Annotated in this window: 15 protein-coding genes; 5 read left to right on the top strand and 10 right to left on the bottom strand. The window is 47.1% G+C overall.

Annotation, left to right across the window (positions count from 1 at the left end):
• Positions 1-44 precede the first annotated feature (44 nt).
• From M4J38_RS05775 to M4J38_RS05765, 3 genes are all read right to left on the bottom strand, one after another.
• Positions 45-440: a hypothetical protein gene (locus tag M4J38_RS05775; RefSeq protein ID WP_251758587.1), complete on the bottom strand. Its 396-nt coding sequence runs from the start codon at positions 438-440 to the stop codon at positions 45-47.
• Positions 441-537: 97 nt separating this feature from the next.
• The gene (locus M4J38_RS05770; protein WP_251758586.1) at positions 538-1056 is read right to left on the bottom strand and encodes a DinB family protein; all 519 of its coding nucleotides are present in this window, start codon (positions 1054-1056) and stop codon (positions 538-540) included.
• Between the two features lie 18 nt (positions 1057-1074).
• Complete coding sequence (locus M4J38_RS05765) at positions 1075-2079, bottom strand: App1 family protein (protein ID WP_251758585.1); 1005 nt, start codon at positions 2077-2079, stop codon at positions 1075-1077.
• 63 nt (positions 2080-2142) lie between these two features.
• Between M4J38_RS05765 and M4J38_RS05760 the strand changes: the two genes are divergently transcribed.
• Complete coding sequence (locus tag M4J38_RS05760; protein ID WP_251758584.1) at positions 2143-3009, top strand: diacylglycerol kinase family protein; 867 nt, start codon at positions 2143-2145, stop codon at positions 3007-3009.
• Here M4J38_RS05760 and M4J38_RS05755 read toward each other — a convergent pair.
• The 6 genes from M4J38_RS05755 to M4J38_RS05730 all read right to left on the bottom strand — a co-directional run bounded on the left by M4J38_RS05755 (position 3006) and on the right by M4J38_RS05730 (position 7302).
• Positions 3006-3500: an SRPBCC domain-containing protein gene (locus tag M4J38_RS05755; RefSeq protein WP_251758583.1), complete on the bottom strand. Its 495-nt coding sequence runs from the start codon at positions 3498-3500 to the stop codon at positions 3006-3008. The genes M4J38_RS05760 and M4J38_RS05755 overlap by 4 nt on opposite strands.
• 91 nt (positions 3501-3591) lie before the next feature.
• Complete coding sequence (locus tag M4J38_RS05750) at positions 3592-4545, bottom strand: DUF5018 domain-containing protein (RefSeq protein ID WP_251758582.1); 954 nt, start codon at positions 4543-4545, stop codon at positions 3592-3594.
• A gap of 91 nt (positions 4546-4636) precedes the next feature.
• Complete coding sequence (locus M4J38_RS05745; RefSeq protein ID WP_251758581.1) at positions 4637-5254, bottom strand: hypothetical protein; 618 nt, start codon at positions 5252-5254, stop codon at positions 4637-4639.
• Between the two features lie 50 nt (positions 5255-5304).
• Positions 5305-6270, bottom strand: a complete 966-nt coding sequence (locus M4J38_RS05740) for a hypothetical protein (protein WP_251758580.1) — start codon at positions 6268-6270, stop codon at positions 5305-5307.
• A gap of 9 nt (positions 6271-6279) precedes the next feature.
• Positions 6280-7020, bottom strand: a complete 741-nt coding sequence (locus M4J38_RS05735; RefSeq protein ID WP_251758579.1) for an HmuY family protein — start codon at positions 7018-7020, stop codon at positions 6280-6282.
• Positions 7021-7083: 63 nt separating this feature from the next.
• A complete protein-coding gene (locus M4J38_RS05730; RefSeq protein WP_251758578.1) occupies positions 7084-7302 on the bottom strand; it encodes a hypothetical protein in 219 nt (72 codons plus the stop codon).
• Positions 7303-7347: 45 nt separating this feature from the next.
• Here M4J38_RS05730 and M4J38_RS05725 point away from each other — a divergent pair, with 45 nt between their 5' ends.
• On the top strand, positions 7348-7677 hold the full coding sequence (locus tag M4J38_RS05725) for an antibiotic biosynthesis monooxygenase (protein ID WP_251758577.1): 330 nt from the start codon (positions 7348-7350) through the stop codon (positions 7675-7677).
• Positions 7678-8163: 486 nt separating this feature from the next.
• On the top strand, positions 8164-8295 hold the full coding sequence (locus M4J38_RS05720; protein WP_251758576.1) for an alanyl-tRNA synthetase: 132 nt from the start codon (positions 8164-8166) through the stop codon (positions 8293-8295).
• A 4-nt stretch (positions 8296-8299) separates the two neighbouring features.
• On the opposite strand, the gene M4J38_RS05715 is transcribed toward M4J38_RS05720, so the two are convergent.
• Positions 8300-9277: an AraC family transcriptional regulator gene (locus M4J38_RS05715; protein WP_251758575.1), complete on the bottom strand. Its 978-nt coding sequence runs from the start codon at positions 9275-9277 to the stop codon at positions 8300-8302.
• Between the two features lie 212 nt (positions 9278-9489).
• Here M4J38_RS05715 and M4J38_RS05710 point away from each other — a divergent pair, with 212 nt between their 5' ends.
• Together M4J38_RS05710 and M4J38_RS05705 are read left to right on the top strand one after the other, a co-directional pair.
• On the top strand, positions 9490-11607 hold the full coding sequence (locus M4J38_RS05710) for a TonB-dependent siderophore receptor (RefSeq protein WP_251758574.1): 2118 nt from the start codon (positions 9490-9492) through the stop codon (positions 11605-11607).
• Complete coding sequence (locus tag M4J38_RS05705) at positions 11604-12260, top strand: HmuY family protein (protein ID WP_251758573.1); 657 nt, start codon at positions 11604-11606, stop codon at positions 12258-12260. Before M4J38_RS05710 ends, M4J38_RS05705 begins: the two co-directional genes overlap by 4 nt.
• Positions 12261-12336: the final 76 nt, after the last annotated feature.

Genomic DNA, 12336 nt, shown 5'->3' with positions numbered 1-12336 from the left:
GATAGCTTCCTGTTTCGTAGATCGCAGGAAGCTATCACGTGAACCTACTGCTTCTTCAGCTTATACACGTCCACCCACCCGTTTCCATAGCTTTTCGTAAAAACAAGACTATCTCCTTCGGCCCGTTCAATATAAGTTCCGTCCAGGATCAATGTCCAGTCGAAGTCCGCTGTCCAGGCGGCGGTGTTGGTGAAGCGGATCACTTCTCCATCAGAAGAGAACCTTCCTTGTGCCAGGGCCGGATACTTATCGATATCGCTGGTGCCGCTCCAGTTGGGGGAATTGAAATTAATGCTCACATTGGCTTCTTCCGCCCCGGGTTCGTTGTAGCGTTTAAAGGTGCCTTTGTAAGTTCCTTTCAGGTAGCTTCCGTAATGATTCTTTTTGCAGGACACGAATCCCAGCCCCGCAAGCGCTGCGAGTAAAAATAATTTCTTCATGGCTATACTTTGGCGGGATTGACAACGCCAATGCATGAACCATTGCAGGAATGGCTGTTAATTTTTTTACAAGGAAGGTTTAGTTTGCCGCAAAACCCTATACCAATGGAAAATACCTTTCGCGCACTATACGTACATGATGTTCCTGGTGCCCGGCCAGCACAAAGCCCAATGCGAGTACACTCATTTCTTTTCCAAAACAAATTCCCTTCCGTAAAAGCATTTCTTCCGTAAAACTGCTGAACAATAAAATGTTGGAGCGGCGGGTTACTTCAAATTCTTCCAGCAATTCTTCCAGGCTCCTTCTTTCGGCACGCGCCTCTTTTGCATACGGTTCCTCATCATAACCGGGCAACAGCGAAGCATCGTTGCGCGCAAAACGTAATGCCCTGTACGCCTGTATGCGTTCGTTGTCGATGATGTGCTGCACCACATCTTTAATGGTCCATTTGCCGGGTGCGTACACTTTATCGCCCAGCGCATAAATCTTTGGCATATCGGCAACCGGGAATACCTGGGCGCTTGCTGTTAACGCCTCAACAACAGGAACATCTTCCACGAGATTGATGTACCGGTCAAAAAATTCCGGCATCGGAACGATAGCACTTCTTTTCATTGCGGTCTTTTGCTAAAGCTACACGATTCCTGGTAACAGTCCATGTTGTTGGGCGAACACCTCTGCTTCGGGCGTGTCCCTGAAAATGCAATAGGGAATATTGAGATCCTTTACCACTTTGAGTTGTGCTTCAGTTACCCGTTTTTTTCCCGGCAATACCATACGGATAAAAACGGCCTTCACCCGCTGGGGAAAATACGCCGCTACCGCCGCGTAAATCTCAGGGTCCTGCTGGGTGTTATCACCGATGAGCAGGAAGGATTGTTTGGGAAAAGCTTCCATAATACGGATGATGCGGACGAATTTTCCGCTGTGTTTGGTTTGTCCTGAAGCCAGGAGGTTATACCAGCGCTTCAACTGGTTGAGCAGGAAAACACCTCTCGGAAATTTGTGTACATCGAAGAACACCTGCAGGTAGGGGTATAGGTTCCATTCGCTGCTGGACACATAAAAGAAGGGATTGGGATTCTCCTTATCGGTATCTGTGTATTGAAGTTTGCGGTAGAAATCAGCCACGCCTTCAAATGCCCTGCGCGAGCCCGCGTGGTGCCTGAAAAGCGTGAGCAGTCTTTTAATGATGGTGGAAGAATGAGAGATCAGTAGCGTATCATCGATATCGGAGATAATGCCCAATTGCGTAACGTGCGGTACAATTACCGAGCCTTCCCCTGAAAGGACCTGTTTACCGTTCTTATACCTCACCTGCACCTTGTGTTCGCCCGCAGGCACGGATTCCTCAGACTCCCATTCCAACCGGAAAAAACCATCTTCCTCTGTTAATGTGCTCACCTGTTTCCCTTCCCATTCCAATACCACTTCTGCTTTAGAGACTGGTTTCACGAAAAAAAGGTCCAGCAGGGCCTTCATGTTTCCGAGCAACCTTTTCTTCTTTCTTTTGCGCTCTTTGCGGGAAAACAACACATGGCCGAACACCTGCATCCGGTTCTTATGACCGAATCCCCGGTACACTCTTACAACGAGTCCCCTTTTTATAAACCCTTTCCGGTTGGTGTTGTTTTGCATACTAGTGTTGCTGGTACGATCTTTTCTTTTAAAAAATCATACCTGATTCAGTAAAACCGATATATGCGCCTATTGTTCATTATAAATCCCGCTTCCGGAGCCAACAATAAGAATTGGGAATCCATTGTTCGGGACTGGTTCGGGGGGAAGGAGCATGTGCTCGCCTTCCACACCATTGATACTTCAACGGACAATGAGCCTGCTATCCTACAGCAAATAAAGGATTTCGCACCTGAACGGATTGTGGCCGCCGGAGGCGATGGTACCATCAAAATGATGGCGGGATTGCTGAAACAGGAACATATTACAACCCCGCTGGCCATTCTTCCCACTGGATCGGCTAACGGAATGGCCACTGAACTGGGTATTCCTTCCAATATTAACGATGCACTGGAACTGGTTGTTTCCGGCGATGCCCGTCCGCTGGACCTGGTTTGTGTAAACGGCGAATGGTGCATTCACCTCAGCGATATGGGTTGGAATGCCACAATACTCCGGCATTTTGAGCAGATACCACAACGGGGCATGCTCGGGTATGCAAGGGCGTTGTTCAAAATGATCGGTACGCGTATTTACATGCCGCTCACCATTCGTGCAGACGGCCGTTTATTGCAACGGAAAGCACTGATGATTGTAGTGGCAAATGCAGCACGCTATGGAACGGGAGCCGTTATAAATCCCCAGGGCAAACCGGATGATGGGCTATTTGAACTGGTGATTGTAAGAAGAATGGCTTTCCGGGAACTGATATCGATGATGATCACCCGCAAACCCTTTGACCCCTCGGCCATCGAAATCATCTCTTGCAGGAACGCGAAGATTGAGGCGAAGAAAGCCTATCCTTTCCAGGTGGACGGAGAATACCTGGGAAAACAGAAGCGCATTTCAGCGGAAATACATCCCGCTTCAGTGATGGTGGTGCGGCCTTAGTTGTTGAGCATGGGCGGGAAACGCGTGTCTTTGTTGCGAAGATCAATGCCGCCTTCATAAACAGATTTCAGGTTCACCAGGTAAAAACTCCAGCCATCGTGGCAACCCAGGCGGATGTTCTTTTTGGAAGCATCATCGGTAGGAATGTTGGATTGCGTGAGCGTTACCACGGTGTATTCGTATTCTTCCCGCAGGGCAATCTCCACAATACAGGGGCCGGCAAAAGAAAATTTCAGGTTGTTTACACCATTCGCTTCCAGGAAATGTCCTTTCTCCACTTCATCATAAACGAACCAGGTCCATTGATAAGTATCTCCTGCCCTGGCTGGTAGCGATGCATCAAGTAGTATTCCTTCTGCGGATGTATTGCTGGCTGTTTCCAGAAACCATTTTGTGATTGCTGAAGGTTGGGCCCACGCATTGTACAATTGCTGCATGGGCGCCTTGATAGCGATGCGAAGCGTGAAACTGGTCCAGTTGAAATTTTCCATACTTAAAAAAATGGCAGACAATAAAGGTATAGATTTTTATTGCCTGCCGGGGAGCATGGATAGGAAAGAAAGGGTTAACTTATCATGTAGGTCAGTTGGAAACAACGAATCTCCTCCGGGCATTCAGAATATCATTCATGAAGCCATTGGGAAACGCCGGAGATGTGAGTTCAATGCCATTATAAATTCCGGTTGGAAACTGATCGGGTATCTTCACGGTTATTTTTCCTTCTTCCACCAATACCAGTTCCAGTTCATGGAGCGTACTATCGGTAGCGGAACGAAGCCGTACTTTTTCTATTTTGGTAGGGCCTTCAGCATACATACCAATTTTAGTGTTAAAGGTTACCGTGGCACGTGTTTTCAATTCGGTTGTATAGGGCCAGCTTATCCCTGGTTCGTGGTAATAGATGTAAAGTTTTTCTTCCGGCTCGAATGCAACTTTACCGGAAACCACCCTGATATTGTACAAGCCGGTATCAACTGAAGTCGGGATGTTAAATGTCAAACGAATCTGAGCAAGACTTGTAATAAACGGAGTCATATTGATTTCCCCAACTTTTGAATTAGAGATATATACCTTTGTTTTTGTGGTATCAGGAATGATATAGTAGCCTCTGATATATGGGAAATCTTGTTCGTACCGAATAGTATAAACCCCGTTTGTAGCCGGGTTGTTAAAGTAGAAACCAGGATCAGGAACATTGGCCGATATTTTCAATGTAAAAGACTGAACGCTACCGTTCTGAGCGGTAACATGGTAAGTAAATCCATCAGTAAAAGGAATTTTTTCTCCACTTGCGGGACTGATTTTCGCACGGTCAGAAACGCTTATTTCCGGTGCAATCGAATCCGGCTCAGCTTGGAACGGCGGCCAGTATAAAATTATTTCGTTCCCTTCCAACGCGGCCTTCAGCGCATTATCCTCGTCTATTTTAACTTCGAAGGATGTGATTTCGTTGTAAGGATAATCAGGATTCTCTTTCTTGCAGGAAGAAAGAAAAAAGTAAGTGATTATTACAGGCAATACTATTCCTGCTTTCAAAAATGTATTTTGTATGTTCATCTCAGTGCTGTTCAGGTTCAATAGATAATCATGGCTTCACCAACCGTTGGGTTAATGAAAGCTCTTCGGTTTAAATTTCGTTGATCGTGAATGTTAACAGGCCCTGGAACTGACCGATGCTGCAACTACCAGCCTGGTAGCCGATGTTGTCCAGTTTCAGGACATATACTTCTGATGCTGAACTGATACCGGAAGCGGAACTGGCATCGGTAATCACGACCACTCTGTTAGGCGTTGGCGTGGGGGACATTAAGGAGTAATTGTACCATCCTGTTCCTGTGTTGTTGTATCCAACCAGCCCGCTGGATACCAAAATGGCTCCTGATACGATCGTTGATCTTGTTAATGAACAGGCATCTACATCTGCCTCATCATATATATAAGCGTAATAGCCACTGGTAACCTGGATCGTTGCGTTGAAACGATCCACAAATTGGATCTGTCCAGCGCCTCTTCCCGGCGAACTCAAATCAAAATCTATAGCACCCCAACTGCCTCCGGAAGGTGTGGCGCAATTTCCGATAATACTGTCTGATGCACAGGTTACAGCCAATGCGGTAACGCTTTCAGATTGAATGGAAGGCTCTTTTTCCAGACCGGCTCCGGAAAGCTGGTCTTTCTTTGAACAGGATATGGCGAACACCGCGCAAAGCGCCAGTGTGGAAAAGGTTCTTGCTAAGTTTTTCATTTTTGTAATTTTTGGAATGTATGTGGTGGCCGGTTAAGCCATGATTATTGCTATTTGGCGTGCACGGTAATCGTATTGTAAGCGATCACTATTTCAGGGGAATCTTCAAAACGCAAGCGGGTTTCCGTATAATTTCCCGGTGGGAAATCATCGGGTAATTTCACTTGCGCTTCATATACTGTGTAAGATTGTATTGGCAGGTTCACATATTCGCCGTTCACCTTAATTTCAAACGATTTCAGGTTTCTGAAAATACTGGTGGCGGCAGCCGTGATCGTGAAAACCTCGCCCTGTGTGAATGTTTTATTGTATAGAAACAACATGCCATTCGGCGGATAATTGATCCGGATCGGATATTGTGTTTCGGCGGTTTTGTTGAATATCTTCACTTTCAATTTAAAAAGTCCGGTATCCATCGTGGCGGGGATCGTTGCATTGCTGATGACATATTTCGCTTCCCCTGTTTCAGTATTCTGTATTTCTTCTCTTACAGTAAGTGCCTCTACCGGAATAGGGAATTCTTTGCCAGTTGAAATGGAAACGAGTGAAGGTTTTATAACAGAAAGATCTTTGGTGTTGAAGTTCCCGGCAATTGACATTCCTCCACGCACATTATAAGCTGTTACAGTTGTTTCTGTTGAATGTTCGTTCACCACGAAATCCGGTTGCTGAATAACGATCGTCAGTTTATAAGTAGCGGTTGATCCATCGGCGCCAATCACGGTATAAGTGGTGGTAGAATCATCAAAGGGAACCGGGAGCACCTCGTCCTGTAACTTCGCTCCTTCGGAAACGGTGATCGCCGGATCAATTACGCCGAGGTTATAATAGAAAGGAATGTATACGGTGATGGATTTTTCAATATCGTTCACCACACCTGAAATAGAACCGTTGTAAACGTTGGTTACTTTATAGGAAAGAATCCTGTTCATAGGTTGTGCGGGCAGGTCCATGGTTTTGGTACAGGAAGCCAGTGCTGCGGAGAGGAATAGTAGTACAAATATTGCGGAGCGCATGAGAATGATTTATTTGATCTGGAAATTTTTGTTGCCGTCTTTCATGAGTACATATTGAAAACTGAAGTAGGGGTGCGGGGTGTTCCTTCTCCACTTCGTTGGGTCCAGTTCATCTTTGTACAGACTCAGCATTTTTATTTTGGCGTAATTACCGCGGGCGGTACGCACAATGATGGTGCGTGGCTGAATAGGATATACCACGTGTTGCAGGTCGTAGCTTCCATCGCCTTTGATGGTGCCGCCGAAATCGTAGAGGTACCAGCCAAAGCCCGCGCCGAAATCACCGGAATCATCGGTGCCGTAAACGCCTTTTCCGGTGTGGAACTTTGTATCATCAGGCGCGGTTAGCACATTTTCAAAGGGTTCTTCCACCATGTAAATTCCTCCTTTCCCCGGGCCGCCGCTTCCAAGATTGGCCGTGTTTCCGCCATTGTTTCCGCCCAGGAAACTATTGTAGATTTCTGTGAAGGAAATATCCCAGCGGGCGGTTTTCACATAAGCCGCGGGCACCGCTTTGTTTTCTTCCAAACTAAAATACATCGGCGGCCGGTTGGTAGAAGTGGGGTCGTTGTCGTCTGTTACTTCCGGCGCGAGGTTGGAAACCGTGATGAGTTTTCCATAAATGGTATCGCTCACGGGAGGAGTTTCCGGATCGCCTCCATTATCATCTTTATTACAGGAGACCATTGCCAGCAGCAGGAATACCGGTAGTGTTCTTAACAGCAGTTGCATACTTGTTTTGCGCATCATTGTTGAGATTTCTTTAACAGCCGCAAAACTCAGCACAACGGATATTCATTCCGGGAGAAAAACTTATTCGTGGGGGAAAACACGGTACCCGGTGGCACCGCTATAGCGGCGCCACCGGGTACCGTGTTTTTCTTTCTTCGCGAACGGTGTTTTTCTCATGATAAGTTTATGCGCGTTTCCGCAGAGCGGGAAGAAAAGCGGTGCCACCGACGTTGTTTTCCCCTGCGCCACTCCGTTATTTCCTTCCTGGATAACTGTTATTCCCCCGGGGATACCTGACACTCCGGTGACAATTCTATTTTTGACCCTCAATTAAATCATCAGCAAATGAAAAAGAATTTCGTAGCCATTAACTACATCGATTGCACCGAAGCATACCGCCCTCGTTTCGAAGAACTGTTCGGCTCCCGCGCCAAAGCCATAGACACGATGCCCGGATTCATCAACATGCACGTGTTGCGCCCTGCAAAGGAAGGAGACTCCTATCTCATCGTAAGTTATTGGGAAACAGAAAACGCATTCAAAGACTGGACAAAATCCGAAGCCTTCATTAAAGGCCACCAACGCGGGTTTGAGGACCTCGCCAAAGCAAAGGCAGAAGGAAGGCCCGCGCCCATGAGCAGTTCTTTCAGAACGTATGAGGTGATTGCGGAGTAAGGTTTGGAAATTTCTCGCAAAGGTGCACTGCTTCCTGCTTCGTTCCTCGCAGTTCGCAGACGCGAGGCGCTAATTGGTTGGCGGAGCTTCTTTTTGGATGAAGTTTTTTCATTTCACGCAACGACGCCACGACGCAACGTGAATGGCAGGCTTGGCCCTGCTAAAAATGAACGAGCTGCGCTCGCTGCATCAAAATTCTCTCAACAAGATCCACACGTTGCGTCGTGGCGTCGTTGCGAGAAAAAAACAAAAGCCATCCCGAACTCAAACAACGCTTCGCGCCCTTGCGCCTTTGCGAGAAAAAGCAAAAAATATTTCAGACAAAAAAACGCCTTGTGTCTGCGAGGCACGAAGCAGTGCGTGAAAAGTATACCCCATTGTTCCGGAAAAAACCAGCCCTGTGCCCCAAGATCAAAATCACCTAATCTAAAGCAACCCACCCTGCAACACCACGCGAAAAAAATCTTAACTTGTAACTACTGAAACATGAACACCACCAACACATCCCGCAAAGCAAAAATCATCCGCTGGGTAAAAAAACTCGGCTTCTGGGGATTTCTTTTTTTCCTCGTGAAGGGCCTGATATGGCTCGCACTCGGTTATTGGGTATTTAAATAATCACTCACCCTTTTAACCGGGTGGGGGCCACGCCGAAATATTTTTTAAAAGCCTTTGTAAAATTGGGAATGTACTTGTAGCCTGTTATGTACGCCACTTCGGACACATTTTTTCCGTTCAGCAGCAGTTCCCGCGCCTGTTCCATTTTAAGCTGGTGCACAAAACCGAATACCGTAGTGCCGAATAGCTTTTTAAAATGACTTTTCAGGTAAGCCTCATTCGTGCCTACCTGGTGTGCGAGGTCAATGAGTGAGCACGGACTGTTGAGGTTGGTCAATATGATCTCCCGCGCGAGGTACATGCGCTCCACTTCTTCTTTTTTCAGCTCTTTCGTTTGCGAAGATGCGGCTTCACTGAAGTTTTCGTATTGCTCCAATTGGAAAAGCAACAACTCCGTGGCTTTGGAACGAACATACAATTGTTTGTACCGGTTCTCCAACGGACAATTCAGCATATCATACAGAATAGCGCTGAACCGGGGAAGCAAAGGGAGGTTCGTCTGACTGATAGATGCAGGAATCATGTTTTTCATGCTACCCATATATCCTTCGTACAACGGATGATTTTCAGGCAACATGCGCGAGAACACTTCAGGGCTCATGCCCAGTTCGAATAGTTCTACCTGCTCGTTGGAGGGCCAATTCAGTTGGAAGGCATCCTGAGGGAGAAAAAGATAATTGTATTGTTGTTGTGCCATGCGTGCGAGCAAGGTATTATTACTGCCGGTGCCGTAGGTCTTACTGCCGCGCACCACGTAACTGATCTGGAAGAAGGGATGCCGGTTCTCTATCTGTACCTTACCGGATTCCTTTGAAAACACATTGTAATAACCAAAGTTGATGCCATCGGGCGTACCCAGTTCATAAGAGAATCCTTTGTGCATCGGCCCATCCATCACTTTCTTCCGTTCACGGATCTCTTCGCTACCGTTGCCGTAAATATCAAAGGAACAAGAAATAGTATCGCCGGAATAAGGTTTCAATAGCTGTTCGTTTTGTCATGGAATTGTAATAAGCCAGCAACAATATTAGTCCATTCGTGTACCTGTTGCTTCCGTGTTTGGGAATTTGATTTTCGAGATCGGGAAAATCACCGTTCTATCAAGGTTTCATGAAAATGAATTTCCGTTTAGGATAAGTTATTCTCCCCGGCGCATCTGGAACAGGGGACAATTTTGCTGGTTAAAATGAGGATGTGAAGTATATACACCCACATATAAGCCCCGTGTTTTTCCTGTTGCTTTTTGCGCTGAAAGGCATGGCGCAGGAAAAAGAGCAGTCGCTGGATTCTGTGACCGTTTTTGCAAAAACCTGGCGCCCAACCGAAAACCTGGTAGATACCAGGAAGATACCCATGCCCGTTACCGTGATCGGGAAAGAAAAGATCAGGCTGATGGGCAGCAGGCGCCTCGATGAGGTGCTGCGTGAACAGGCGGGATTGGCCATTGTGAGTGATCTCGGGGCCGGAAACCGTGCAACGGGTTTACAAATGCAGGGTTTTTCTTCCGAATACATCAGTGTTTTACTCAACGGTGTTCCGTTGGCGGGAAGGAACAACGGGAACCTCGATCTGTCACGGATCAGTGTGGCTGATATTGAACGGATAGAAATCATTAAGGGCGCTTCATCCAGTTTATTTGGAAGCGAAGCGTTGGGTGGCGTCATCAATATCATCACAAGGCAAAGTGCCGTTGATCCCTACATTTCCACTACGGTATTACACGGTACTTACAATACATGGGATGCCACAGTGGAAAGCGCAACGGGTTTTCTGCAGCAAAAAGGAAACATCCACGCCTCCGGGAATTTTTACCGCACCAATGGCTTCAATGTGAACCCCTATCTCGAAAAAGGAAGCCAAACTGCGCCACCTTACAACAATGCGTCTTTCCAATTGCGTGCAGGGTATCATTTTTCTGAAAGAACAGAACTGATCTTCTCCGGAAGATATGCGGGAAGACAATCGGAAATGACCCGTAATTATGGGCTTTCACCTTACCGGGATAGGTTGGATGAACAGGACTGGAACGCTTTGCTGGCGCTGAACCATACTTTCAATAAGCAAACCAGGATGGCCGTAAAATATTATGCTACAACTTATCAATCAAAACAGGACATCACGTTGCTTCAACAGGGGCATTCCGTTTCCAACACCAGATTTAACGAGCAAGTGCATCGGCTGGAACTGCAATCGGCGTGGAGAAGCAGTAACCATGCGCTGGAAGGAGTGGCGGGGGCAGGTGGGGAATACAATGCCACCAGGACGAACACCGCCGGAACAGATGGGAACATGTACAACTATTTTGTATATGCGCAGTTGAATGGGCGATTGAAACCGAACCTGTCGTGGATAGCGGGTGCACGTTACGATGGGAATAACCTGTTCGGCGGAAGTATGAACCCCAGCGCAGCGATAAAGTATGAACCTCTTGCGTGGATGAGCATCCGTCCATCCGTGGGTTGGGGATACCGGTCCCCGGTTTACAGACAGATGTACCAGGTTTTTACCAACATCATCCGAGGGTATACCGTTGTGGGCGCTCATGTTTTTGAAGAAGGAATACATACATTAAAAGATGCCGGGATGGTACAACAGGTATGGCCCCTTGCTGGAAAAGTAGCGCCACTGAAACCCGAGACTTCCGTTTCCTGGAACCTTGGTATTGAACTGCGTCCTTTGGCCACACTGGAACTGAACATAAACGGGTTTTACAATAATATACGCAACCTCATCAGCGAACAGCAGGTGGGGGTGAAAACCAACGGCGCACAACTATTTTCTTACCTGAACATCGCCAGGGCATATACAGCGGGAACAGAAATGGGGTTTACCTGGAAGCCACATTCCAACCTCCAGGTTTCAGGAGGATACCAATTGTTGTACGCGAAGGACAGAACCATATTACGCGACTCTATAAAAAACGGCAACGCTACGGTACGCGATGTGCCACCAAGAAAAGCGGTGCCCTCCGATTATATTGGGCTTCCAAACCGCAGCAGGCACACCGCGAGCCTTCAGTTTTTCTACACCTTCCAACCATGGAAAATCACCGCTTCGCTGCGTGGCATGTACCGTAGTCGTGCCGGGTTTCTCGACAGGGACGTGAATGGCTTCATCGATCCCTATGACGTATTCATCAACGGATATGCTTTATTCAACGCCTCTTTTCAAAAAGAACTCGGTAAAAAACTGACCCTGAAACTGGTGGTGGACAACATCACCGACCACACGGATTATTTAATGCCCGCTCAACCCGGAAGAATGATACTAGCGGGATTTTCACTGAACCTTTCAAAAGAAAAACACCCATGAACAAACTTATTTTCCCCTTGCTATGCTGTTCTTTTACACTGTTCTCCTGCAAAAAAGAAACGGTAACCAACCAGGATGACCTGCACAGTGTTTTTATAAAAGACCTTGCAGGGGATACGTCCGCTTCCATGCAAAATGGTGCCGCATCCTTCAGAAACCTGTATTTCAGTTTTCAAACCAATACAGCAGTTTCTATTGCGGATGGCGAAAAAAAATCGGTGAAATGGGATATCGCCTTCACGGGCCCGTACAATTCAGAAGTATATGTAAACAATGGATCAAACCCCAATAATCCCGGCTTTGAAGGACCCGGCCTCGGTGCCGTTATAGCGATAGAACAACCCTACAATGATGTACATGAGGCTCCGGATGATGCCGCCTTCCAGGCTGCCAATCTCTCTAAAATAGGATGGGATGCGGGGAACGGCCGAGGTTGGTTCTATTATTCGCTGGACAACCATATTATGGTACCCATCAAGAACAGGACTTTTGTATTGCGCACGGCAACGGGTAAATACGCCAAACTGGAGCTGATCAACGCCTACAAAGGAAATCCTCCCGTGGTAACCGATATGTTCTGGCCCGCACCCTATTTTACTTTCAGGTATTTTGTGCAGGAAGATGGGGGAAGGGATTTACGGACGGGGAGTTGAGTTCACGCTGCGGAATGTTTTCACGCCAAGACGCAAGGGAGCAAGGACGCAAGGAGCGGTTGAGGTGGTGAAGGCT

The sequence above is a fragment of the Parasegetibacter sp. NRK P23 genome (genome assembly GCF_023721715.1).
GTDB lineage: Bacteria > Bacteroidota > Bacteroidia > Chitinophagales > Chitinophagaceae > Parasegetibacter.
Note: the sequence above shows the minus strand (reverse complement) of the source record. Positions and strands in the feature narration are given on the sequence as shown.